The sequence below is a fragment of the Candidatus Accumulibacter aalborgensis genome (genome assembly GCF_900089955.1).
Lineage (GTDB): Bacteria > Pseudomonadota > Gammaproteobacteria > Burkholderiales > Rhodocyclaceae > Accumulibacter > Accumulibacter aalborgensis.
The window spans coordinates 1-23,458 of the sequence record NZ_FLQX01000122.1; the positions used below are offsets into that span (position 1 = coordinate 1).

General features: G+C 63.7%; 18 protein-coding genes and 1 pseudogene. 8 read left to right on the plus strand and 11 right to left on the minus strand.

The window, feature by feature from the left end; translation table 11 throughout:
* On the minus strand, positions 1–1,522 hold a 1,522-nt coding region (locus ACCAA_RS13430; protein ID WP_186407761.1), incomplete at its 3' end, for a ribonuclease E domain-containing protein.
* Positions 1,523–1,622: 100 nt separating this feature from the next.
* On the opposite strand from ACCAA_RS13430, the gene ACCAA_RS13435 reads away from it, so the two are divergent.
* The 5 genes from ACCAA_RS13435 to ACCAA_RS13455 all read left to right on the plus strand — a co-directional run bounded on the left by ACCAA_RS13435 (position 1,623) and on the right by ACCAA_RS13455 (position 8,118).
* Positions 1,623–5,021, plus strand: a complete 3,399-nt coding sequence (locus ACCAA_RS13435; RefSeq protein WP_186407762.1) for a pilus assembly protein — start codon at positions 1,623–1,625, stop codon at positions 5,019–5,021.
* 6 nt (positions 5,022–5,027) lie between these two features.
* The gene (locus ACCAA_RS13440; RefSeq protein ID WP_186407763.1) at positions 5,028–5,867 is read left to right on the plus strand and encodes an energy transducer TonB; all 840 of its coding nucleotides are present in this window, start codon (positions 5,028–5,030) and stop codon (positions 5,865–5,867) included.
* 19 nt (positions 5,868–5,886) lie between these two features.
* Positions 5,887–7,404 carry a mechanosensitive ion channel family protein gene (locus tag ACCAA_RS13445; RefSeq protein ID WP_186407764.1) on the plus strand — a complete coding sequence of 506 codons (1,518 nt, stop codon included), beginning with the start codon at positions 5,887–5,889 and terminating at the stop codon, positions 7,402–7,404.
* A gap of 130 nt (positions 7,405–7,534) precedes the next feature.
* Positions 7,535–7,819, plus strand: coding sequence for a ribbon-helix-helix domain-containing protein (locus ACCAA_RS13450; protein WP_186407765.1), 285 nt, complete (start codon positions 7,535–7,537; stop codon positions 7,817–7,819).
* 2 nt (positions 7,820–7,821) lie between these two features.
* Complete coding sequence (locus ACCAA_RS13455; RefSeq protein WP_186407766.1) at positions 7,822–8,118, plus strand: type II toxin-antitoxin system RelE/ParE family toxin; 297 nt, start codon at positions 7,822–7,824, stop codon at positions 8,116–8,118.
* On the opposite strand, the gene ACCAA_RS13460 is transcribed toward ACCAA_RS13455, so the two are convergent.
* The 7 genes from ACCAA_RS13460 to ACCAA_RS13490 form a co-directional block, all read right to left on the minus strand.
* On the minus strand, positions 8,115–9,185 hold the full coding sequence (locus ACCAA_RS13460) for a lipocalin-like domain-containing protein (RefSeq protein WP_186407767.1): 1,071 nt from the start codon (positions 9,183–9,185) through the stop codon (positions 8,115–8,117). The two genes, ACCAA_RS13455 and ACCAA_RS13460, sit on opposite strands and share 4 nt — an antisense overlap.
* A gap of 21 nt (positions 9,186–9,206) precedes the next feature.
* Positions 9,207–11,735: an ABC transporter permease gene (locus ACCAA_RS13465; RefSeq protein ID WP_186407768.1), complete on the minus strand. Its 2,529-nt coding sequence runs from the start codon at positions 11,733–11,735 to the stop codon at positions 9,207–9,209.
* A complete protein-coding gene (locus tag ACCAA_RS13470; protein ID WP_186407769.1) occupies positions 11,732–12,394 on the minus strand; it encodes an ABC transporter ATP-binding protein in 663 nt (220 codons plus the stop codon). The genes ACCAA_RS13465 and ACCAA_RS13470 overlap by 4 nt, the downstream gene beginning before the upstream one ends.
* Before the next feature lie 112 nt (positions 12,395–12,506).
* On the minus strand, positions 12,507–13,823 hold the full coding sequence (locus tag ACCAA_RS13475; protein WP_186407770.1) for an HD-GYP domain-containing protein: 1,317 nt from the start codon (positions 13,821–13,823) through the stop codon (positions 12,507–12,509).
* A gap of 32 nt (positions 13,824–13,855) precedes the next feature.
* Complete coding sequence (locus tag ACCAA_RS13480) at positions 13,856–15,070, minus strand: lytic murein transglycosylase (protein WP_186407771.1); 1,215 nt, start codon at positions 15,068–15,070, stop codon at positions 13,856–13,858.
* Positions 15,067–15,426, minus strand: a complete 360-nt coding sequence (locus ACCAA_RS13485; RefSeq protein WP_186407772.1) for a hypothetical protein — start codon at positions 15,424–15,426, stop codon at positions 15,067–15,069. The genes ACCAA_RS13480 and ACCAA_RS13485 overlap by 4 nt, the downstream gene beginning before the upstream one ends.
* Positions 15,427–15,549: 123 nt before the next feature.
* Positions 15,550–16,353, minus strand: a complete 804-nt coding sequence (locus tag ACCAA_RS13490) for a DUF8198 family protein (protein WP_186407773.1) — start codon at positions 16,351–16,353, stop codon at positions 15,550–15,552.
* 110 nt (positions 16,354–16,463) lie between these two features.
* Between ACCAA_RS13490 and ACCAA_RS13495 the strand changes: the two genes are divergently transcribed.
* Genes ACCAA_RS13495 through ACCAA_RS13505 form a run of 3 tightly spaced genes read left to right on the plus strand, consistent with a single transcriptional unit; the run spans position 16,464 to position 19,516 of the window.
* The gene (locus ACCAA_RS13495; RefSeq protein ID WP_186407774.1) at positions 16,464–16,967 is read left to right on the plus strand and encodes a hypothetical protein; all 504 of its coding nucleotides are present in this window, start codon (positions 16,464–16,466) and stop codon (positions 16,965–16,967) included.
* Complete coding sequence (locus tag ACCAA_RS13500) at positions 16,967–18,574, plus strand: GMC family oxidoreductase (RefSeq protein ID WP_186407775.1); 1,608 nt, start codon at positions 16,967–16,969, stop codon at positions 18,572–18,574. The genes ACCAA_RS13495 and ACCAA_RS13500 overlap by 1 nt, the downstream gene beginning before the upstream one ends.
* 15 nt (positions 18,575–18,589) lie before the next feature.
* The gene (locus ACCAA_RS13505; RefSeq protein ID WP_245754574.1) at positions 18,590–19,516 is read left to right on the plus strand and encodes an esterase/lipase family protein; all 927 of its coding nucleotides are present in this window, start codon (positions 18,590–18,592) and stop codon (positions 19,514–19,516) included.
* A gap of 52 nt (positions 19,517–19,568) precedes the next feature.
* On the opposite strand, the gene ACCAA_RS13510 is transcribed toward ACCAA_RS13505, so the two are convergent.
* From ACCAA_RS13510 to tnpA, 3 genes and pseudogenes are all read right to left on the minus strand, one after another.
* On the minus strand, positions 19,569–20,777 hold the full coding sequence (locus tag ACCAA_RS13510; protein WP_186407776.1) for a type II toxin-antitoxin system HipA family toxin: 1,209 nt from the start codon (positions 20,775–20,777) through the stop codon (positions 19,569–19,571).
* Complete coding sequence (locus ACCAA_RS13515) at positions 20,778–22,442, minus strand: DUF262 domain-containing protein (RefSeq protein WP_186407777.1); 1,665 nt, start codon at positions 22,440–22,442, stop codon at positions 20,778–20,780.
* A gap of 355 nt (positions 22,443–22,797) precedes the next feature.
* Positions 22,798–23,226, minus strand: a pseudogene (tnpA, locus tag ACCAA_RS13520) (IS200/IS605 family transposase); the annotation flags it as partial.
* Between the last annotated feature and the right edge of the window lie 232 nt (positions 23,227–23,458).

The following is a 23,458-nucleotide window of genomic DNA, read 5'->3' on the forward strand; positions in this document are numbered from 1 at the left end:
GCTCACCGCTGTCGACCGGACCCACCGGAGTGGCCTCATGTGTGGCGTCGGCCGCAAGCGCCGGTAATAACTGGACGGCCACCACTTGCACCCCGAACAACACGACGAACGTCCCTGTGGCGACGTGTACGGCCTCGGCCGCGAGTGCGGGCAACGGTTGGACAACGACCACGTGTCCGGCGCCGGTGATCACGACGAACGTCCCGGTCGCGACGTGTACGGCCTCGGCGGCGAGTGCCGGCAATAGCTGGACGACGACGACGTGTCCGGCGCCGGTGACGACGACGAACGTCCCGGTAGCAACGTGTACGGCCTCGGCAGCGAGCGCTGGCAATAACTGGACGACGACCACCTGCTCACCGCTGTCGACCGGACCCACCGGAGTGGCCTCATGTGTGGCGTCGGCCGCAAGCGCTGCTAATAACTGGACGGCCACCATCTGCACCCCGAACAACACGACGAACGTCCCGGTGGCGACGTGTACGGCCTCGGCGGCGAGCGCTGCCAATAACTGGACAACGACCACCTGTCCGGCGCCGGTGATCACGACGAACGTCCCGGTCGCGACGTGTACGGCCTCGGCGGCGAGTGCCGGCAATAGCTGGACGACGACGACGTGTCCGGCGCCGGTGACGACGACGAACGTCCCGGTAGCAACGTGTACGGCCTCGGCAGCGAGCGCTGGCAATAACTGGACGACGACCACCTGCTCGCCGCTGTCGACCGGACCCACCGGAGTGGCCTCATGTGTGGCGTCGGCCGCCAGCGCCGGTAATAGCTGGACGGCCACCACCTGCACCCCGAACAACACGACGAACGTCCCGGTGGCGACGTGTACGCCCTCGGCCGCGAGCGCTGGCAATGGCTGGACAACGACGACGTGTCCGGCGCCGGTGATCACGACGAACGTCCCGGTCGCGACGTGTACGGCCTCGGCGGCGAGTGCCGGCAATAGCTGGACGACGACGACGTGTCCGGCGCCGGTGACGACGACGAACGTCCCGGTAGCAACGTGTACGGCCTCGGCAGCGAGCGCTGGCAATAACTGGACGACGACCACCTGCTCGCCGCTGTCGACCGGACCCACCGGAGTGGCCTCATGTGTGGCGTCGGCCGCCAGCGCTGCTAATAACTGGACGGCCACCACCTGCACCCCGAACAACACGACGAACGTCCCGGTAGCGACGTGTACGGCCTCGGCCGCGAGTGCTGGCAATGGCTGGACGACGACCACCTGCCCGGCGCCGGTGATCACGACGAACGTCCCGGTAGCGACGTGTACGGCCTCGGCGGCGAGTGCCGGCAATAGCTGGACGACGACGACGTGTCCGGCGCCAGTGACGACGACGAACGTCCCGGTAGCGACGTGTACGGCCTCGGCGGCGAGCGCTGGCAATAACTGGACGACGACGACTTGCCCCTCGCCCGTAGCGACCGGACCAACCCCCGTTGCTTCCTGCTCGCCGGAGGCGGCAACAGCCGCCAATAGTTGGACGGCGACGACATGTACACCCAACAACACGAGCAACGTTCCAGTGGCCTCATGTACCGCGTCCGGCCAGACGGCGGGCAATGGCTATACGACCACGACGTGCTCGACGAACAACACGGGCCCGACCGCCGTGCAAACCTGTACCTCGGCAACGGCTGCGGCTGGCAATAACTGGACGGCAACAACGTGCGCCGCGAACACCACGGCGACCCCGGAAGTCTATGACTGTCAGCCGGTGGCCGCAAGCGCCGCCAATAACTGGACGAGCACGGCGTGCGGAGCAACACTTCCGGGCAAAGAGGTGAAATCCAGAGTCGGTACGACCGTTACGACCAGCGAATACAGCGGATCGAAATTGGTCAACTCGGACACGGCGGCAACCCTCTACGACCCCGTCAATGGCTACGCAGCAACGGATGGTATCTGCGTTCCCATCGGCTCGACGCTGGTGCCTGGTCCGGTCCAGCCCGTGGACCGCCCGGTAACGACCAACGAAGAAACGCCTACGGTGCCAGCCAATGTGGGCACCACGACCTATACGTCTACTTGTGCGGATAACGGCGCGTCATGGCCGTGCACGCTGGTGATAAATACCGCCGGCAGCGCCAACTCGCTTGCTGACGTTGCCCAGTACTACTATGCGACCGATCTGCGCACCGGTCCGAGCTGGGACAGCAATCTTGCCGCGACGCCACCGACCAAGAACGACAACGTGCCGGCAGCCGGTACAGGTCCGGAGGACGACAGTGCGCCCTGGCAACACATGACCACCTATACGATTGCGCTGGGTGTCTCGGGAAACCTGAACTACAGCAAGACCTACAAGGACGACAGCAGCGGCGATTTTGCCGACATTCGCACGGGTAACAAGGCCTGGCCTGTGTGGCCCAATTTGGCGCTCGATTATGCCAATAATGGCGCCTTGTACAGCAACCCGAAATCGATCGATGATTTCTGGCATACCGCCGTCAACGGCCGCGGACGGTATTTCTCTGCCGGCAGACCATCGGACGTCGTCGATGGTTTGCGGGCGGTGCTCAACGATCTGGGCAAGAAGCAGGGGTCGGGCGCGGCAGCCGCGTCGTCAAGTCAGACGCCGGTTCAGGGGAATAATATCGGCTATGTGGCCAAGTATGCGACGACCGCCTGGACAGGCGAGATCGAGGCGCGCGAGATCGATCTGACTAATGGGGTTGTGAAACCTGCGGTCCTGTGGAGTGCTCAAGCGCTGCTGGATGTCAAGGCTGGCTACTATTGCGACAATCGCAAGATTTACCTGTTCCATAGCGGAGCCAGCAATAATATGGTCGATTTCAAGTGGAATAGTGGCGCCTGCAGCATCGAAACCATCGCCGAGAGTACAACAACGACAGTCACTGCGGGTACGGTGACGTCCGTGAGCAAGATTCCACAAACGGCAACCGCCAAGACCGGAGCCGCCGCGGCTCGCGATCTCAATGTCGGGGATGCCATCTTGGCCAATGATGTGGTCGTGACTTCTGCTGGAGCGTCCGTGATCATTGATCATGCCGGCACCCCGGAAACAATCAGCGGCGGCAGCACGACAACCGTCACGTCTGCCGGTATCGTGACGGTCGTGAACAAGATCTCGACGGCAACCGCGACCACCGGAGCTTCCACACGCAACCTGAATGTGGGTGATGGCGTACTGGCCAACGATGTCGTCGTGACTTCCGCCGGAGCGTCCCTGAAGGTCGAGCACGTCGGCAGCCTGGCGACGACGCTCGATACGACCGAGCAGGCTTATTTCGGGTCGGCCAAAGTAGCCCTCCTGAGTCAGTTCCCCGACATGTCGGACGGCACCGACGGGAACCCGAATCAGCGCGCTCTCGCGGATGATGACAATCTGGTCAACTTCGTTCGCGGCCAGCGCGGCCGGGAGGGTTTCATCGCCAAGGACGCGGTCAGGCTTTACCGCAAACGTGATCACATTCTTGGCGATTTCGTCGACGCCCAACCCATTTTCGTGGCGGCACCCTTTGCCAGTTACAAAGATACGGGGTACACGACCTTCAAGGAGAAAACGATCGCCAACGGCGGACAAAAGGACCGCAAGGCAATGCTCTACGCTGCGGCCAATGACGGCATGTTGCACGCGTTCTATTCCGGGGTCGTCAGCTATGATGCAAATAGCGGCACCACGACCATTGATGCCACCGGTGGCCAGGAAGCATGGGCTTTCATCCCGAGCACCGTTCTCGGCAATCTCTACAAATTGGCAGACAATGACTATGCTAATCGACATACCTTCTCTGTCGATGGCACGCCGGCTATCGGCGATGTCTATGACGCCACGGCTGCGGCCTGGAAGACCCTTCTCGTCGCTGGATTGAACAAGGGGGGCAAAGGCTACTATGCCCTGGATGTGACCGACCCGGACAATCCGAAAGCCTTGTGGGAGTTCAAATGGAGCAATACCTGCTATGACGTGGCTACTTCTTCCACGCACGGAGCAGACTGCCACCTGGGCTATACTTTCGGCAAGCCAGTCATCAGCAAGCTTAACGATAAGGATCACACATGGGTGGTGCTGGTGACTTCGGGCTACAACAATGTCAGCGGCCAGGCAGCGGGTGACGGCGGTGGCTACCTGTACGTACTCAACGCTATGACCGGCAGGATCCTCAGCAAGATTGCCACCGGTGCAGGTAACTCCACCACGCCAAGCGGACTGGCTCAGATCAACAATTTTGTTGACGCGGCTATGGTCGATAACACGACCAAGTACGTGTACGGGGGTGATAACAACGGCAATGTCTGGCGCTTCAACGTTAACGAAACACCTGCCAGTGCTGTATTGCTCGGAACTGCCACGGATTCAGGCGGTCTCGCGCAGCCGGTCACGACACGCCCGGAATTGGGAGAGATCGCGGGGCGGCCGTGGGTGTTTGTCGGCACAGGGCGTCTGCTTGGGCAGCCAGACCTGACCGATGTTCATACCCAGTCGGTCTATGGTTTCATTGATACTCTGTCTTCAGAGACGGTCTACCCGGGTGGTCTGCGTGGTGCGCTGCGGCCGTTGGCCATGACGCCCAAGACGGTTGCCAATGCCAATCCGTCAGTCGGCACCAAGCGCACGGTTTCGTGTACCGGGAGCGATACCGAATGCCTCAGAGCCAGCGGGTGGGTTGTCGATCTTCCGGACGATGGGGAACGGGTTAGCGTCGAGCCGAGTCTGGAGCTTGGCACGCTGTTCTTTGCCAGTAACGTGCCCAGGAATACGGCCTGCAACATTGGCGGCTACAGTTGGCTCAACTTCCTGAATTTCAGAACCGGTTTAGCAATGCCCAGCAGTCCTGGAGGCAATGTTTCCGAGTATCTCGGTGAGTCGCTGGCTGTGGGTCTGACCGTCCTGCGTCTGCCACCACCTGCTTCCGATCCAAATGGGCAAGGCAAGATTGTGGTCGTCGTGATGGGGTCGTCAGGCACGCCACAATCATTCACTCCCCCTGTCGATGTGCCGGCTCCACTTGGCAAGCGGGTCAGCTGGCGCGAGGTCATACAGTAGGCCTTGTTGAAATCAACCTTTTCTCCGTCCCTGCGACTGTGCTTTCATCGCTGTGCGGAATGGCGCCACGATCGGCTAGTGCTGGCCGTGGCGCTTTCATTGCTGCTGCACGGTGGGGTATTCCTGGCGCTTGTACCGTCTTCAGGCGCGGCAACTGGCCCTGGACAAGGTTCTTTGACCGGGCAGACGATTGATGTCATGCTCACTGCCTCGGTCGCTGCCACTGCTGAGGTGACCCAGGTTGTGCCCTTGGCGGCGGTGGTGGAGCGTGAGGCGGTTAGCGATCAGCAGGGGGCGAATCAAGACAGCAAGCCCGTCACGGACGCTGATGCCGACCGGGCCGTACCCCCGCTTACGCTGGCACCGGTCGAGCTGGGTAGCGATGCGCATCTGTCCCCTCAAGACAAGGCGCCGGTGAAGAACGTCGATGAGCAACGGAAAGAGAACCACATCGTCGAACCTGCGCTGACCGAAAAGACCATTGACATTGCGTCAGCGTCTCTGCCATCGGGTCTGCCGCCGGCTCCGGGCTATGCATCTGGAGTGGGGCTGGGCCGACAGCCGCGATTGTTGAGCGAGATAACACTCGAGTATCCAAGTGCAGCGGGTACTCGGGACGGAATTGTCGTGCTGCGTATTCTGGTCAGCGAAACAGGTACGGTAGACAATCTGGTTGTCTTGCGGGCCAATCCAGAGGGTTTTTTCGAGGATGCGGCCCTGAAGGCGTTTGCCCCAGCGAAGTTCTCTCCGGGAGAGTTTCTTGGTGTGCCCGTCAAGAGCCAGTTCTTTGTCGAGGTGGACTTTGCTCCCTACAACCGTGGCGGAGTAGGAAGCAAAGGATATTGACTTCGAGATGGACGCAACGATGACCAGAATCTGGGCCTATTTCTGGCTCCCCGAGACCAAGTACGTGATCGTGGTCTTCGCCGTTCTGGCGCTGCTGTTGCTGCGCTTTCTGCCCAGGGACCGGCGACGGATCGGCGCGACGTCGGCGCTGTTTGCGCTCTCTTGCGCCGGACAGATCTTCGGTGCCTTGCTTGAAGCGCTTGATTATTCACGCCTCGCGGTGATGGTCCATGAGGTTTTCGTCATTGGCTCGGGGATGGCGCTCTTTCGCCTTCTGGCCGTTTTCGCATTCCGCATTATCCTGCCGCGTGTGGGTATCGTGCTGGCCCGCATCGCCGAGGACATCATCGTTCTCTTCGGCTACGCCGCTTTCATCCTGGCCCGTCTGCACCTTGTCGGCCTCGATCCGTCGAGCTTGCTGACCACGTCGGCGGTGATCACTGCCGTTCTCGCCTTCGCGATGCAGGACACCCTCGGCAACGTGCTCTCAGGCGTCGCGCTGCAGCTCGACAATTCACTGCAAACCGGTGACTGGGTCAAACTGGATGACCTTGCCGGGCGGGTGGTCCAGATCCGCTGGCGGCAGACGACGATCCGGACGCGCAACGGCGAAATGGTGATCGTTCCCAATAGCCAGTTGATGCGCGGGAGGTTCACGGTTTTCGGCCGGGTCGATAAGCCCGACTGGCCGTCGCGACGCTGGATCTGGTTCAACGTCACCTATGACTCGCCACCGACCCTGGTGATTCAGAAGGTGGAAAAGGTGATCAGCACGGCGGAGATTCCGAACGTCGCCCGCGACCCCGCGCCAACTTGCGTGCTCATGGACTTCGGCCCCGGCTATGCGCGCTATGCCTTGCGCTACTGGATGCTTGACCCCCAGCCCGATGATCCCACCGACTCAGCGGTGCGTATCCATGTGTTCGCTGCCTTGCAGCGCGCGGGAATGCAGTTGGCGGTGCCGGAACAGTCGGTGCATGTCACCAAGGAGAACGTGGCCTATCGCGAGTCTGTTCGCCAGCGCGACATCGATCGGCGCATGGCTGACCTGCACAAAGTGGAACTGTTTGCCGGTCTGCAGGAAGAGGAATTACGGACGATCAGCGAGCGTATGGTCTACGCACCGTTTGGCAAGGGAGCGGTCATTTTCGAGCAGGGCGAGCCGGCGCACTGGCTCTACCTGCTGGCGGCCGGCGAAGCCGAGGTGTTGCACGATTTTCCGGGGCAGCCACGGCAACATTTCCGCGCCATCCACGCTGGCAGCACTTTCGGTGAACGCGGCGTGATGACCGGTGAGGCTCGCCACGACACGGTCATCGCCAAGACCGATGTGGTGTGCTACCGCCTGGACCAGGCTACGGTCGAGGAAGTCATCCGTTCCAGGCCGGCAATCGCCGAGGCGATTGCCGCCATTCTCTGGCGCCGTGAGGTCGAGTACGACAGTTTCACACGCCAGTTCACGGATGCCTCCACCAGCCCGCCGTCGCCGCCAAAAGGCAGCATGCTCGGCAAGATCAGGGATTTCCTGGGCCTGTAAGGCAAGCGTCGCGGCTGCCGCGGGGTCCCGATGGTGGGAGTAGGAAAATGAGGGGTTAGGCTTTGAATGGCTTTCTGTAGCACCAAAGTGCTACAATTTTCTCTTGCTTGTAATACATCTGGAGTCAGCCATGTCCACGACGACGATCCGCTTGCCCGAAGACCTCAAAGCTCGCGTTGCCGAAGCAGCAAAACGTACCGGTACCACAGCCCATGGTTTCATCCTCGCCGCCATTACGGAAAAGGCGGCGCAGGAAGATCTGCGCGCTGATTTCAATCAGGTGGCAGAGGAGCGTTATGCCCGCATCGTGGCCTCTGGACAAACGATTCCGTGGCAGGAAATGCGCGCTTTTCTCGAAAAACGTCTTGCCGGCAACACCGTGCCCCCCCCTACAGCACGCAAGCTGGTGCGCTGACAATGTCTCGCCTTGAACTGGCGCCTGAGGTCAGCAACGATTTTTCTCGTATCCTTGATCACCTTGCTCACTATGAAGTTGAAAATCCGGCAGCGCGGATTCGCGAGATCGTCGAAGCGATCAGCGTACTGGAGTACAACCCGCTGATCGGCAGACCGGCAAGAGGCGACAAGCGGGAACTGGTGATCGGGCGTCGTTCGCACGGCTATGTGGCTTTGTACCGTTACCTTCCCGAGGTCGACACCGTCTTTGTCCTTGCCGTACGCAGTCAGCGGGAGCTGGGTTTCGTCGATGACTAAAGTTGCAGTCGACCGGCGTAGCCGGTCAGTTCTAGGTAGCCGCGGCCCTTGAGCGTGCCATCGACCTTGACCAGACCCTCCCAGTAGACCACCTCTGCCGGCCGGCTGGTGGACAGTTCCTGATCATCGAGCACCGGCAGCGTCCGCAGCGTGTGCTCGCCGAAACGGACTTCCATTTGCACTGGATAGCTGGCGCCGCTGCGCGCCGACAACCAGGTGCGCAGCGGCGTGAAGCTGACTTCTGCAGCGCCGAACTGGCGTACGCGACCTGCAGCGTCACGCCAGGCAGCGTCCGCGAAGACTGTTGCCCCGCGCGCGTCGCGCAAGCGGAAGGCCATCAGCGCGCCACCGTCGGCGAGGTTGATGCCTAGCCAGTCCCAACCGACGGCGCCGTCGCCAAGCACCGCCGTGGACCACTCGTGGTCGAACCAGGCGCGACCGCTGACCGCCTGCCGCCGGCCGTCGACGACCAGGACCCCATCGACCTGCAACTGCGGCCAACTGACGTAGTAGCTGGCTAGTTCCGGCGACCGGCCCTTGCGTGAATAGCCTCCGTCGCCCTGCAAGAGGAGTGGCTGCGACGGCTTCAGCGTGAAGTCGTACGAAAACTGAGGGCTCTGCATCTGGAGAAGGAAAACCTCGCCCGTGCTGCGATCTTCACGCGTCATTCGCCAGGCGCCGATGCCGAGGTCGCAGTCGAGACGCGAAAACGAAGCGCCGAGATTGGCGCGCGCGACGCGTTCGGCATGGTGTAGCCGATCGCCGGGGATAGTCAGCGCGGCGTGCGCGAAAACGATCTGACGCGCGGCGATCGGCGAGGGCAGCGCTTCGGCTGTTCCCGGCCGACTGCGGAAGAAAGTCAACTGAAAGCCGATGTCGCGCCTCGGCGAATCGAGCGCGCCTGTGACGTACCACCATTCGGTTCGGTAGTCGGGGTGCGCGCCGTGATCGCGTGGGAAGACGAGCTTGACTCCCGGTCTGACCGCTGGGTAGGCGACCGGCTCGTCGGCCGCCGTGACCAGCGTCGGCAGCAGCAGCGGGGTGGACAGGAAGGTTCGGCGGCGCATCGGGGTCGCTCTGGTGGCTCGTTACTGGGCGCTGGCCAGGACCTGCGCGACCGTCAGTCGCGTTGTCTGGCGCGCAGCGTAGTGGCTGGCGACGACGGCCGCCAGCAGGGTCAGCACGGCGCCAGCGAGAACGGTCGACCAGGGGATTTCGAGTGGCATTCGCCAGTGAAAAGCCTGCGGATTGACGACGTAGGTCAGCACGGCGCCGATCGCCACGCCGCAGGCGAGTCCGATCAGCAGGCCGACGGCGGCGATCAGCGCCCCTTCGAGCATCACGGCACGGCTCAGCATCCGGCGGTCGAAACCCAGCGCGGCGAGCGTCGCCAGCTCGCGAGCGCGCAGCCAGACGCTGGCCGCCAGGGTGACGGCCAGCCCGAAAAGCCCGATCAGCATCGCCGCGGCTTCGAGCGCGTAGGTCACGGCGAAGCTCCTGTCGAAGATCGACAGACTCAGTCTGCGGATCTCGGCACTGTCGGCGAGCTCGAGTCCGTAGCCGCTGGTCCAGGGCGCCAGCCAATCGCCGGCGAGTGCCTCCTGACCGGGCAACGGCCACAAGGCAAGGTCAGTCGGCTGGAAGACGCCACCGAGGCGCAGGAAATCGTCGCGGCTGATCACCACGGCGCCGAACTGCCTTGAATAGTCGCGCCAGACGCCGCCGACGAAGACCTTGACCTCGCTCCCGAGCAGCGGCAGGCGCAAGGTCTGACCGGGAGTAATACGGTAGATTTCATGCATCGGTTCGCTGATCCAGACGACGACCGTGTCGGCCGGCGACGCCAGCACTGGGCCAGTGAAGGGCAGGCGCGCCGCCGGGTTGCTCCGTTCGATCTCGCGCACCAGCAGCGCCACGTTGGGCCGCTGCGAATCGATGGTCAGTGATCCATACGCGGTTCGCTCGACGCGGGCGAATGGCGCCTCGGGTCGCGTCAGTGCGGCGAGCAGTTCCTGCGGCAAAGGCGTACCCTTGCTACGCAGATAGAGCGGTGCCGGCAGGACGTGATCGAGCCAGTGATCGACGGCGACGCGAAAGCTGGAAACCATGATCACCATGCTGGCGGTGAGCGCAAAGCTGACGATCAATCCGCTGGCCGCCACTTGTGCCATCAGCGGCGCCTGCGCGACGTTCTGCACGGCGATCTGCTGCGCTGCCGGCAGTCGGCATCCGGCGAACCAGCCGAAAACGCACTGCGTGACCAGCGGCGCGCTGCCGACGCCGATCACCAGCACCAGGGCAATGGCCGCGTAACCGCCCAGCGGCAGCTCGACAATGGGCGGCAGTTGCGCCAGGCCAAGCGCCACCAGTACCAGCAGCAGTGGTCGCAGCCCCCTGGGGCGGGTGGTGCGGATAGTGCGGATGGCGCCGCCGGCACGCGGATTTTGGCTGAAGCCCATCTTCAGCGCCTGCGCCAGCGGCTGCCGGCGGTTCAGGTACGCCGGGTAGAGCGCTCCGGCCAGGCTGGCGGCACAACCGAGCGCCAGGAAGCCCAGCGTCGGCGCGAGTTCAGGCACGATAAGCGGAGCGCTGGCCAAGAAATAGCCGCCGCCGAGGTCACCGCCCAGGAGTCGTGTGAAGGCGATCGCCAGCAGGTAGCCCAGACCCAGCCCGAGCAAGGCGCCCGGCACGCCGATGGCGAGACCTTCGAGCACAACCTGCAGCAGGCGCATGCGCGGTGACAGGCCAAGGACGCCGAGCAGGGCAAACTGCGCCGAGCGCTGTGCGACGGCGGTCAGTTGCGTGGCGAAGACCAGGAAGGCACCGGTGAGCAGGGCGACCAGGGCCAGGACGTTGAGGTTGACGCGGTAGGCGCGCGACACGTTGGCGACGCGTGTGCTGTCGTCGTCGGCTGCCCGGATCAACAGACCCGCCGGCAGCCGCGCCGCCAGCGCCGCCCGCCAGCTCGCCAGATCGGTATTCGGCGCCAGGCGAACGCGGCCCTCGCTGACCGCGCCGACCGGGCCGAAGCGGTCCTGGACCCAGGCGATGTCGGCGACCAGCAGCAACTCGTCAGGGCCGACGGCAGGCAGATCACCGGCAATCGTCGTCAGCCACTCGTGCTCCCCGCGCACCAGCGTCACGGTGGCGCCGGCCTGCAGTCCGAGCTTGTCAAGCAGCGCGGGCGAGGCGTAGACGCCGCCGTCGAAGATGCTTTTGGTCGCCGCCCGCTCATCTCGCCGCGGCAACAGCCTGGGCATCACCGCCGCAGCGCTGAAGACATCGATGCCGATCAGCCTGAATGGCGTGCGCCACCGGTCGATGCGCACGCGGGTGTCGATCACCGGCGCGATGACCAGCACTGCCGGGTCGCGCGCGATCGCGTTGACAGTTGCGAGCGGAACGCTGCCGGCGCTGTCGCGCGCGGCAAGCACCGCATCGGGGTCGCCCTGCACGGTTTTCAGCGCCCGGTTGAAGTCGGTCAGCGCGGCGTCGTTGATCAAATGGATCGCATAACCCAGCGCAACGCCGAGTGCAATCGCCAGCATCGACAGCAGCGTCGCCGCGCGCCGCGTCCGGAACTGGGCGCGCACCAGCCACCAGGCAAGCAGTGTCATTCGAGGCCGTCCGGAGTCAGCGTCAGGACACGGTCGCAGCACTGCGCGACATGCTGCGAGTGGGTGACGATCAGTGCACCGGCGTGTTGCTCGCGGACTCTTTCGAGTAGCAGTGACAAGACTTCAGTAGCCGTGCGCGGATCGAGGTTGCCGGTCGGCTCGTCGGCCAGGATCAGCGCCGGGCGGTGTACCAGCGCGCGCGCAATCGCCACTCGTTGCAGCTCACCGCCGGAGAGCGAAGCCGGCCAGCGCGGACCGAAGCCCGCCAGACCGACGCGTTCGAGCAGCGTCTGTATGCGCGGCGCGTGTTCGCCGCCCGGCACGCTGCCGAGCAGCAGCGGTACCGCGATGTTCTGCGCCACGGTCAGCGTCGGCAGCACATGAAACGCCTGAAAGACGAAGCCGATGCTGCGTGCCCGCAGCGCGGCACGCGCCGTTTCGTCGAGGCGGACGATGTCGAGTGCTTGCCGGCCGATGCGGATCGATCCGCTATCCGCCGTTTCTAGTCCGGCGATGCAGTTGAGCAGAGTGCTCTTGCCGATTCCTGATTCGCCGACCAGGGCAACGACTTCACCGGCCGCGACGGCCAGAGCGAGATCGCAAAAAAGCGGCCGGCCGGCACCGGGGTAGCCCTTCGCCAGGTCGGCAACCGTCAACATCGGTCAGCGCGCCGAGCGTCATCGCAGCCCGGCTCGTTCGCGTCGGAATGACACCGGCGCCGGCGTGCAAGCGGGAAGTGCGGGAAGCGCGGGAAGTGCGAGGAGTACGGCCTCACTTCCGCTCCGTCATGTATGACCAGTTGATCTTGCGACGCGGTAGCAGATAGTCCAGCTCCTCGGCCGTGCGCGCCTGCAGTCGCAAGGGGCGTTCGATGGTCACCGCCTGTTCGTTGGTCTCGCTCGCCAGATCGATGATGATCGACTGTCGGCGCGGCACTTCGGGGGCATAGATCATGACCTTCGGGCTGAGCGGACGACCGGCGGGCGCCGAGCTGACCACGGCGCCGATCCGGCCATCGGACAGTTGCACGATCGATCCTGGCGGATAGACCCCCATTGCCCGCACGAACAGTGGTAGCAGCGCACCGTCGAAGGCTTTCTGTTCTCTCGTCCAAAGCGTTGACAAGGCCTCGGAAGGCGACAGCGCCCGGCGGTAGTCGACCGGGTTGACCAGGTTGTCGAAGCGGTTGGCAATGGCTACCACGCGTGCCGCCAGAGGGATCGCGCTACCCACAAGACGTTCCGGAAAGCCGCTGCCGTCGAAGCGCTCGTGATGGTACAGGATGGCATCGAGCATCGGCTGTGACAGACTGCCCGCGCGCTCCGCCTGCTCGCGGCCGGTGCGGCTGTGCGTTTGATAGATGGCTTCCTCGTGCCGGTTACGTTCGCTGTTGCGCAGGATCGAGGACTTGATCTCCTGCTTGCCGATGTCGTGCAGCAGGGCGCCGATGCCGAGTGCGCGCAGCGCCTGTTCGGGGAGCCGCGCTTGCTTGCCGAGGAGCAGGGAGAGAGTCATCACCGCCAAAGCGTGCGCGGCATATCCGTCATCCTGCGCCTTTTCGGCAATCAGCACGATCGCGCTGTCGGGGTCGGCGAGCAGCGCCGCGGTCGACTCTTCACTGACTTTGGCGACCTGCTTGATGGCTTCGCGGGGGTTGGCGGCGAATGCCCTGATGGCGCCTTCCACCGCTTTGGTAGCACCGACGAAATGTTGTTGCGCCACGTCGAGCCGCTCTCTGAGTTCGTTCATCACCCGCGAACGTTCGCGCTTTTCGGCCAGACCGGCGGCGACCACGGCTGACAACCGGGCCTTCTCCAAGGTGTTCAGCATGTCGGCCAGTGGCGCTGCGGCGGGCTGCCGCGGCAGCGGCTGCACCTTGCAGCGCGTCGGGTTGCAGAACAGTTGCGGTAGTTGCATGGCCGCAATCAACCTCGCCTGCTCTTCATTAGCAATGACAAACGAGTTGAACATGAACTGGTGCTCGACCCACGGTACGGGCAAACGGACGTGCACTCCCGGACGCAGTTGCGATGCGTCGATGCAGATCTCGCCGTCTTGGGGAGTGATCGCATCAGGGGCTGGAGGCATCTCGCTTTCCCTCGCTATCGCCAAGTTGTCGCCTAGCGACTTGTCGGAGCCGCCCGCAAAGTGGTGAGCAGTTTCTGTCCGGGGCGGCCGTCGACCGCCATGCCGAGGCGCTTCTGTTCGCTCTGAATCGCCTGGCGCGAGTTGGCGCCGATCATGCCGTCGATTTCGCCGATCGCGTAGCCCCTGGCGGCGAGAAGGGTCTGCAACTCGCGCCGCTCGCTTCGCGACAGTCCAGCGTCATCGGTCGGCCAGGGGGTGACAAAAGGCTTGCCACCCTTCAGCCGATCGGCGAGATGGGCAATCGCCAGAGCATAGCTCTCGGCAGCATTGTAGCCGTAGATCACGTCGAAGTTGCGGAAGACTAGAAAGGCCGGGCCACGCGGGCCGGCCGGCAGGAGCAGGCCGGCCCGCGCATCGGAGGCGGCGATCGGCTGGCCATCGGCACGTCGCACACCGCGCACCGTCCACTGCGAGAGCGGGCGCTTGTCGCCGCGCCCGGAAACGCTGGTGTCGAAGCCGGCCGGCAGCACGACTTCGTAGCCCCAGGGTTCGCCTTGGCGCCAGCCGGCCTTGTGCAGGAAGTTGGCGGTTGACGCGAGCGCATCGGGAACGCTGTCCATCAAGTCGCGCCGGCCGTCGCCATCGCCGTCGACCGCCAGCCTGAGAAAGGTAGATGGCATGAACTGGGTATGGCCAAAGGCGCCGGCCCACGAGCCGACCAGACGTTCGGGTGCAATGTCGCCGGCGTCGAGGATCTTCAGCGCACTCAGGAACTCGCCGCGGAAGTAGGCCTGCCGGCGCCCGAAGCAGGAGAGCGTGCCGAGCGAGGTGAGCAGGGGGCGTTTGCCGAAGTTGCGTCCGAAGTTGCTTTCGACACCCCAGACGGCGACTACGGTATCCGCATCGACCTGATAGCGCTCGGCGGCAGCAGTCAGCGTGGTGGCCCATTTCTCACGCATGGCCAGACCATCGGCGACCCGCTCCTCGTCGACGAGACTGGCCAGGTAATCCCAGATCGGCGTGCGGAACTCGGGTTGGTAGTCAAGGAATTCGAGCACTGTCATGTCGGGCAAGAGGCCGCTCGTCAGGCGATTGAAGGACACCGTCGACACGCCTTTGGCGGGCGCGTCGGCACGCAGCGTGGCCATGCAGGAGGCAAAACGCTCGTCTGGCAGCACTTGCTGGGCCGCGGCGGCACCCGTCACCAGGGCCAGCGAAAGGGAAAGGGTGCGGCAGAAGGTTTTCATGGCTGGCGAGCGGTCGGTGCGCGGTCGTATTCGGCGGCGCCGATGACTTCGCCCTCAACGACGCGTCCGCTCGCCTTCCTGTCCATGGCGGCCGGCGGCGGTTCGCTTTGCCGGTTCTGCTGCAATTGCTCGCCGAGCACAGCGCTCAGGTGGCGCGTCTTCCATTTCAGGTAGGCAATGGCCAGTACGCCGCCAACCAGGACGATGCCAAGCGCGACCAGCGAGAACATGAACCCGACGAGCAGCAACAGCGCTCCCGCCGCAAGGGTCAACAACCTGGCGAATATGCCTCTTGGCGGCGTTGCCAAGCGCCTGCTGGAGAAACCAAAGGGTGATTGTTCTTCGTGGCTGTTCATTTCTGTCCTTGTCTCAGGCAAAAAAAGGCCCGCACAGAGGGGGACTGGGCGGGCCGGTAGTACAGTCACTGCGACGCTCCGGAGGGGGAGGGGAGGTGGAACGTCTTAGCGACAATATGAATACTAGCGAGTAAAGCGCTCAAGGTCTGTGTGCTCTGTGTTTCCTTGTGTGACAGCGTGTAAGACGGCGCTGCCAGAGTTCGAGAACGGGCTGGGTGCGCCCGCGAACAACCTGGCCAGCAAGCTCTGCTCCTTGCCGTCGATCGAATCGAGAAACTCGGTTGCTGAACCCATGTGTCGGAAGGCCTTGAAGCCACAGTCCAGAAAGCTGTGCAGGTCACCCAGTCCGGCAAGATGCGCGGGGCCCCGCATCAGCCTGAGCAGGCCGCTCAGGACGGGCTTGCGGGCCAGCTTGTCGAGCGCTTCGCCCGTCTGGCGGATGAGCACGATCTGGCGTTCGCGATCCGGCCGGCAGCCGACCGCTCGGTAGGCGGTAGCATAGGCGTCTTCAGAAATGCAGTCAATTGATCCCCTGCGGGACAGCTCTGCGACCGTCGCCGAATCGAGCTGCTCGGTCAGCGCGTCGACTTCGACGGCCAGCGCGAGGGCGCGCAACGCCGAAACCGGTAGCATCTTGATCAGCAACGGCAAGATACGCTCGACTTCTTCGTCACGGCTGCTGAAATCCTTGGGGCCGTAGATGTCGGAAAGAAAAAACTCGGCTGCCTGGCCGAAGCGTGGGCTGGCCAGCAGGTCGGCATGGGTGCGAGCGAGTCGTGCCGCTTGCCATTGGCGCAGACGCAGTCGCTTGCTCGCTACTGCAGGGTCGCAGTTGGCCTGCTGGCGCAAGCTCTTTGCCGTCTTAAGATGCACCCGCAACGTTTCGGCGCTCTGCTGCTTGTCGGTCGAGACTGTCGAACGGTCCATAGGCAGGGATTATGCACCACCGGGCGGGCCGTGTTTAGAGGGCTATCCCTAACGCAAACGCGCGACAACGCATACACTTGTCTCGACAACCCGCCGAGGACCTTGCAGCAATGATCTTTTCACGTCGCCAATTCATCAGAACCGGCCTCGCCGGTGGCGCGTTACTGTCCTTTTCCGGATGGCTCAACGCCGCCGGTGCGCGCGCGCTGAGCGCTGCCGAACGCGAGATGCTCGCCGCGGTATGCAGCGCGATGCTCGACGGTGCGCTGCCGAGAGACAACGAGCAGCGGCGGCGGTGGCTGGCGCTGACCGTCGACGGCATTGCCGGCGAAGTCGCCGGGCTGTCGCTGGCGACGCAGAAAGAGGTTGGCGAATTGTTCGGACTGTTGGTCGTCGCTCCGGGACGGCTAGTCCTTGCCGGGGTCAGCAAGCCGTGGCGCGAGGCCAGCGTCGTCGATGTTTCGGAGTTCCTGCAGTCGTGGCGATCAAGCCGTATCGGCCTGCTGCAGGGCGCCTACGGCGCGCTGCACGATCTGATCTTCGGCGCCTGGTACGCACGTTCCGACACCTGGGAGGCCATCGGCTATCCCGGCCCACCACAAGGGTTTTTCTGATGCAGGATCCGATCAAGCTTGGCCTCGCTTCCGGCTGGAAGCACATCGACGCTTCGACGCTGGCCAGCGGCCAGACGATCGAAACCGACGTGGTCATCGTCGGTACCGGCGCCGGGGGTGGGGTGACCGCCGACCTCCTCAGCGACGCCGGCCTGCGCGTCGTGCTGATCGAGGAAGGTCCCCTGCGCTCGTCGACGGACTTCAAGATGCGCGAAGCCGACGCCTATCCGCAGTTGTATCAGGAGTCTGGGGCGCGCAAGACCGCGGACAAGGCGATCAACATCCTGCAGGGGCGCTGCGTCGGCGGCTCGACAACGGTGAACTGGACGAGCAGCTTCCGCACACCGGCGGAGGTCTTCGCTTTCTGGCAGAGCCAGTTCGGCTTGCGGCAATTGAGCGTCGAGTCGATGAGTTCGTGGTTTGCGGTGATGGAGCACAAGCTGTGGGTGCGTCCCTGGGATACCCCGCCGAACCCGAACAACAAGCTGCTGGCCACGGGCGGCGAGGCCCTCGGTATCGACATTGGTCACCTCAAGCGCAACGTCAAGGGCTGCTGGAATCTCGGCTACTGTGGCATGGGTTGCCCGACCAACGCCAAGCAGTCGATGCTGCTGACCACCATTCCGGCCGCTCTGGACCGTGGCGCCACGCTCTACACGCGCCTGCGCGCCGAGCGTCTGCAGGTCGTCGGCAGCCGGGTGAGCGCGCTCGACTGCGTGGCGCTGCAAGCGGATGGCATTCACCCGGCGGGCAAGCGGGTGCACTTGCGTGCCCGCCACTTCGTCGTCGCCGGTGGCGCCATCGGCAGCCCGGCACTCCTGTTGCGCAGCGGCGTTCCCGATCCGCATCGCCTGCTCGGCAAACGCACCTTCCTGCACCCGGTGGTGATTTCGTCGGCCTTGATGCCCGATCGCGTCGACGCCTACGCCGGCGCTCCGCAGTCGATCTACTCGGATCATTTTCTGCATCAGGCACCGATCGACGGTCCGCTGGGCTTCAAGCTCGAAGCCGCACCGCTGCATCCGGTCCTTTTTGCGACCACGTTGCAGGGTTACGGCGAGGCGCACGCGCGCCTGATGCGCGACTTCAGCTATGCCAGCGTGCTGCTGGCACTGCTGCGCGATGGTTTCAATCCCGACAGCCGCGGCGGCCAGGTGCGACTGGGCGGTGACGGGCTGCCAGTCCTCGACTACCCGCTCGGCGAGGTGATCTGGGAGGGCGCCCGGCGCGCGCTGCTGGCGATGGCCGAAATCCAGTTTGCCGCAGGGGCGCGCTGGGTGACGCCGGTGCACGAGGGGACAACGGGCTACACGAGCTGGCCCGAGGCCAGGAAAGCGATCGCCGAACTGCCGCTCAAGCCTTTCATCTGCCGGGTGGTCAGCGCGCACGTGATGGGCGGCTGTGCGATGGCCGATACACCGCAGCGCGGGGTCGTCGATCATCGCGGCAGGCACTTCTGGCTCGCTAACCTGTCGGTGCACGATGGCTCGGTTTTTCCGACCAGCCTGGGCGTCAATCCGCAGCTTTCGATCTACGCCCTGATCGCACGCAATGCCAGTCTGCTGGCTGCCGAACTGTCCGGCCGGCCGGCGCCGCTCATTCCCTGAGGAAGATTCACGCTCATGCTGTCCCGCGCTCTTCGCCTGTCGCTCGCCCTCGAAATCGCGATTTATGTCTCGTTGGCCCTCTACGCCTTCGATGCCTCGCCGTCGACCGCCGCCCTGGTGGCGCTGGCTGGCGTCCTGGCGCTGCGTGCTGCCTTGATCGGTTTGAGCTACGGCTACGCCTGGGCGCACCGATCGCCGGCGTCGCACCTTTCGGTGCTTTCGCTTCGCCAAGCGCTGGTCATGGTCCTTGGCGAGTACGCAGCCTTCGTCGTCACTTTCGTCTTCGTCTTGCCGTTCGCACGCTGGTGGATGAGCGCTGATCACCTCCCGCCGCAGTCTGGCGTTGGTGCCCGACAGTCGGGCACCAACCAGCGCCCGCCGCTCCTGCTGATTCACGGCTACGGTTGTTCGCGCGCTGTTTGGTGGTGGCTGCGCCCCCGGTTGCAGGCCGCCGGCTGGACGGTGGCGACGATCAACCTCGAACCAGTCTATGCCAGCATCGACGACTACGTCGATCCGCTGGCCCGGCGCATCGACGGCGTTCTCGCCGAGACCGGTGCCGAGCGGCTGATTCTGGTCGGGCACAGCATGGGCGGCCTGGTGGCGCGCGCCTATCTGCGGCGCTTCGGCGGCACACGAGTGGCCAGGCTGGTGACCCTGGGAACGCCGCACCAGGGGAGCGCGCTGGCGCACATCGGGCTCGGAGAGAACGCCCGCCAGATGCGCCCGGGCAGCACCTGGCTGCAGGCTGCTGCCGACCCGGCAGCCATGGTCGACACGGTGGCCATCTACAGTCCACACGACAACTTCGTCATGCCGCATGCCAACCTCCTGTTGCCGGGAGCGCTGACCCAGGCGATCGACGGCATCGGCCATCTGGCGATGCTCTATTCGCCGCGCGTGGCGCGGGCCTTGCTGGCGGCGCTCGAGGGCAAGCGTTGACCATTCGTCGAATGGTATATGCAGAAGGTGGCTTGCGCTTCCGGGGCAGGTGTTACGCGCCAGGGGAGAATAGCGGCACGCGTGCAAGGTGAGACGAAATCCGGTCGAGTGCTTGCCTGGTGTAGCCCAAGTCGCCGCGCGAGGCATGCCATACCCTCATGATGTTTTCCCGGGCGCGCTCGAGGCGATCCGCCATCAGTGTCTCGTCTTCGCCAATCTTGCGCGCGAGGCGCAGGAAGGATTCGCGAGTGACGTCCTGCCAACGTTTCGAGCGCGCGAGGTTGAGCGCCAATTGGTCGTCGGCCTTGTACTGAATGGTCGAAACGAAATCGTAAGCGGGCGAAAGCCTGGCGTTGACGCCGTCAGGGTAGATCAGGCTCCAGTTCTTGAGGTGAGCATCGCCGTTACCGGAAGCAACGACGAAAACGAGCCGCCGGATGAACTCGTCCAGCTCGAATTCTCCGGCGAGTTTGTGGACTAGGTTGGCCAGCGTTTCGTAGTTGTAGCTGGCGTATTTCTGCTCCGGGTAGAGGCCAAGAATCTGCGCGAAGTCCTCGATGTGAACGCGCTTCCCTGCCAACGGGCGGTCGAAGCGGCGGACAGCCAGAGCCGCTTGCCCTGCCCCTGAACTGGCTTCCGGTGGCAGGCCGGAAATCTCCGCCACCGGAATCAACTGGATTTCCGGGATAGTGATGCCGCTGGCCTCCGCCCAGCGCATCGTTGCATGCTCGTTCTCCGGTACATATGGAAAACGGGCGTCCGGCAACTTGACGATCCAGTCGCCGCCGGTACCGCTGACCGGGATGGTCATTCCGCGTCCTTCGCGCAGGGCCGAAAACTTGAGTTGCACTCCTGCCAGCGAGAAATGCCAGTCGCCCCCGCGCGGGTGTTCGTCGGTCGCCGGCAGGGCAGCTCCTGCGGTTTCCGGGAACGCCTCGTCGGCGACGATGCGCACGGCACCAGGCAAGTCCTCGCCCAGGTGATCAAGGAGGAAGAACTCGCGATAGACCGAAACCCCGGCCTGGCGGGCGATCAATTCACGCAAGGGGCCTTCCGGCAGCAGGTTGGAAAACCACGGCGGCGTGCGCTGTCGCGAGGAATGCACGTGGTCCGGATCATCGAGAAACTGCTGTCCGAGGATCGGCCGCGGATAAGCGTTCTTGTACGACTCGAGCAGCCTGAATTCGCAACCGTCGTTGCGCGTCAGGTTCAGTTGCCCGACGGGGGCGTCGTTGAGCCATACGCCAAGAGGGTGCTCCATTCAGACCGCCTCGTCGTCGATAATCAGCGACGCAATGCTCGGACGATCGGGCTCGTCCCAGCGGACATGTCGATCGAAGAAAGTCCGTACCCGCGGCCGCACCCACTCTGCGCGCAGCTTCAGGAAAGCGGCGCTGTCGCCGTCGTCGAGGAACTGTCGCGCGGCTTCGCTGATGCCGTGCGACAGCAGGAGCCTGGAATCAGTGATGCCAGTCAGCAAGCGGCGTATCCCCCCCTTGTGCGGCGGGTGGAAGAGCCGGTTTGCCGCCGACTGCAGATGTTCTTCTTTTTCGCCGGGACGCACCGCAAAAATCTGCAGCAGCGGTGACGAGTCATGAACTGACGGGACCGGGCGCATGAGTTGCCCTGCAGCCAGCCGGTCACCAGTCAACAGGTTGCGTGGTTCGAGGCTGAGCAGGGCAAGGGCCAGCAGCTTGCTGGCCGCGAAGCGGAAATTGAAGCGATCGGCGACGTCGGGTATGACCGATGGTCTTTCCTTGACCATCTCCAGCATGCCGTCCACGGATCGTTCCTCGCTCTCCGGTAGAATGCGCGCCAAGACCTTGCGCGTCGACACCGTGTCTCCCTGGTGAGCGCCGTTCAGCGCGCCGCGCCAGATCCAACGTGACAGCAGCTCGCGCGATCGAGGCGACGGTTGGGGATGGAGCTGGAAGAACCTGCCCAAGGTCACGAACGCCTGCTTGTAAGGCAGCAGGTCGTAATGCGGAATACCGGCATCGTTCTTGAGGAACTGAATGATCTGGCTTGCCGTGGCAGACGTACTCCGGTACGCCTCCTCGGCTTCCCTGTCAGCCAGGCGTGGCGGTTCGCTGCGCGCGCTTTCCACGACGGGCAGCCAGAGCAGTACGCGCAGCAGCCGGTGAAGAATTCTTTCTTCGATTCGCCCAAAATCCAGTTTTTCCAACTCGCTGGAAATCTGTGGGATCGTCGCCGGCCGGCTCTCAAAGCGCGAGCCATTGAGTGCGTCGAAGACGTCCGAATCGTCCAGCGACTTGCCGGCCGAATTGATCCGATTGAAGATATCGCGCAGGATGGCTTGGTCGCTACTGCGGACAATATAGGCGGGGATCTCGTATTCGCGTATGCGCCGCCCCAACTGGATTGCCGTGTCACGCCTTTGCCGACTGCTGGGGTCGGCGGCATGGTCGAACAACCATTGCATCAGCTTTTCTGAATCGAGCACGACGGTCATTGGCAGCCAGCGCGAGGGGTCGGCGCGACGTTTGCCGGTGACAGGAGGAATAACAAAGTCGGCTGCGTCGAGGTCGAAGTACAGAGCAAACGCGTCCTCGTCCGGGTCGGCAGCGAGCAATATGCGGGCGAGAGAGACAATTCGCTGCTGACCATCGACCACCCACAGCGCATTCTCTATCTGAGGAGCGGGCAGGGTGAGCGATCCGATACGGCCTTCACCCGCTGGCGCTGCTGTTTCCCAGAGCAGAAGCGTCCCTACGGGGTAACCCCGATAAAGGCTCTCCAGCAGGAGCTTGGCATTCACGCGGTCCCACTTGAGGCCGCGCTGGAAGCTGGGAATGCGAACCCTGCCGCGTGCCACCACGTCGAGCAGATCCTGGACGCTGAAGGTCCGCGCCTCCGGGCGTCTGTCGAGTAGCGTGGTGGCGGTCCACTTGACGGCGGTCGTCATGGGTGTCGTGGTTGGCATATGGGGGGCGATTGTTTCACATGCCTCGCCTTCTTGCACTACCGTCAGTTTAGGGGCGTAGTATGCTCCGCCCCTACTCGATGAAGTGCAAGCCAAGGTCCGCCGCCTGCTGCGCGCGCCGACCCGACGCAGTGTGCTGGAGCCGGAAGACGCCTAGACGATGGCAGGCCGGGAGCACGGTGGCGGCTGCTCGCTCGACGCCCACATACACCCTCGAAGGGTCTGCCCGCCGGGGCCTGGCACGGTTGCTGCGGTATTGCGCTCGACCCGCCTTTGCGCTGGAACGAGATTGAAGCGAGTAGATACTCCAATAGCCTTTGGTTACGGTAACCATCCTGCGCCACAGGCTCAGTTGATCGAGTCGTTTGTCCTCTTGCTCCTGGTGCCGTATGTACTGCCGGATTACCTCTTCGTCTCGCCCTACTGTCGAGACGAAGTACCCGCGGGCCCAGAAGCTTTGCCCGACAAAGTTCCTCTTGTGCTCACCATACACCCACGCCAAGTGAATTGCGCTCTTGCCCTTGATGTACCCAACCACCTGCGACACTGCGTACTTCGGAGGGATCGAGATCAGCATGTGGACGTGATCGGGCATCAGATGCCCTTCTTCGATCCTGCTCTCTTTTTGCTCGGCCAGCTTGCGGAACAACTCCCCAAGGTATCGTCGCAACTGCTCATAGAGCGTCTTGCGTCGGCACTTCGGGATAAACACTACGTGATATTTGCACTCCCACTTCGAGTGGCTTAGGCTATCAAACTCGTCCATCGGGATTCTCCACAGTCATGTGCTTGGCGGCTCACGACCTGAAGTTTCCCTGATGGACTCCCTGAAATGTCAAACTTCTACGGCCACCCCGGCAGAGCCGGGGGATTTCCCGTCTTGGTTAAAAGAGAACATACAAGGTTGGGGTGAGCTTGCGAACCCCAACGACCAACCAGCTCGCTCTCGGGGTTAGCTGCGATGCTGACGAGGTGCGACTGGCGCAGTGAGAGAGGAA